Below are 1004 nucleotides of genomic sequence, written 5' to 3' on the forward strand. Positions count from 1 at the left end.
ACAGCTTGTATATGATCATTCGTACTACAGTCTCCTCTAATGCGTAAACCCTGTTATGGGTTGTGCATTAGAAAGGTCTTACAATGTAGTATTCATCGGAGTCTCTATAGATAACCAATGCAATCAAAACCCACGACCCCTTGTGGAAGGTCGGACAAATTTAATAGGAATGCTACTTGCGTCATTTGGGGAGACCCTATCAACCCCTTATTCCGCACGCATACGGAATCTATTCCGCAGGGCTACGGAATCCATTCCGCACGCGTGCGGAATATGAGGTTGATGCGGTAGCCCTTTTAATCGCTAATCTGATGTAAGTATCCCTGATATGGTGTACACCAATTATTCGCTATTCCTGAAAAAGTAGACACTTCGTGCCCTCTATTCCTGAAAAACTACACACGAGCAGTAAAATAATGAATAAGCTCCTCCGCAAGTCTTTTTACAAGAGGATCTTAGCACTTATCTATTAGAGCGTCTGATCTGTCCGATCTGTCCGAAGAAGGTACCCCCTCCCTCCGATAGGCACAATAAAGAAAGGTGGAGCCACACAGAGGTAGCTCCACCTTTCGGTCATTATGGGTTGGTGTTTAGTTACTTCTTCATCAGCTCGTCCACTGCTGCTTTGAGCTGAGCATCGTAATTGCGTTGAGCCTCCTCAGGAGTGTTGTAGATGAGAATATCCGGCTCAAGCTGGTGATTTTCGAGAGCATTGCCATTGACATCTGTTACGGTGACCTGAGGGATACCAAATACGAGTGAGGGGTCTACAAGGGTTTCCCACCATACGGCGGTCATGGTTCCAGGTACTGGTGCACCTATGAGTTTGCCGATGCCTAGGGTCTTATAAACCCATGGGAAGCCGTGGGCATTGGAGTAGTTGCCTTCGCTCATCAGTACTGCAGAGGGCTTGGTCCACTGTGCAAAGGGGTCATTGCCAATGAACTGCCCTCTTGGTGCAAACTTGCTGTAGAGCTTGCCCGTAAGTAGGGTGACGAGGTCTT

Annotated in this window: 1 protein-coding gene; it reads right to left on the reverse strand. The window is 47.4% G+C overall.

Annotation, left to right across the window (positions count from 1 at the left end):
* Window positions 1–594: 594 nt before the first annotated feature.
* The coding region (locus tag QVO39_RS00010; protein ID WP_288171129.1) for a S41 family peptidase at window positions 595–1004 on the reverse strand (410 nt) is incomplete at its 5' end.

It is taken from the genome of Porphyromonas sp. CAG:1061 (assembly GCF_000435035.1).
GTDB lineage: Bacteria > Bacteroidota > Bacteroidia > Bacteroidales > Porphyromonadaceae > Porphyromonas_A > Porphyromonas_A somerae.